A 265-nucleotide genomic window follows, 5' to 3' on the forward strand; every position below is an offset into this window, starting at 1 on the left:
TCATCGGCGCGCGTTTCGTTCGCGACCTGAAGCCCGGCGAGATGGTCGTCGTCACCTCCAAAGGCATCGAGAGCCTGTTCCCCTTCGAACCGCAGAAGACCCGCTTCTGCATCTTCGAGTATGTCTATTTCGCGCGGCCGGATTCCTCGGTCGAAGGCCGTAACGTCTATGAGGTGCGCAAGCGCATCGGCGCAGAGTTGGCGGTCGAAAGCCCGGTCGAGGCGGACATCGTCGTACCGGTGCCGGATTCGGGCACGCCGGCGGC

General features: G+C 63.8%; 1 pseudogene. It reads left to right on the forward strand.

Annotation, left to right across the window (positions count from 1 at the left end):
- Nucleotides 1-265: pseudogene (locus tag EOB49_RS35410) on the forward strand (amidophosphoribosyltransferase); the annotation flags it as partial.

It is taken from the genome of Mesorhizobium sp. M7A.F.Ca.MR.148.00.0.0 (genome assembly GCF_003997735.1).
Classification (GTDB): domain Bacteria; phylum Pseudomonadota; class Alphaproteobacteria; order Rhizobiales; family Rhizobiaceae; genus Mesorhizobium.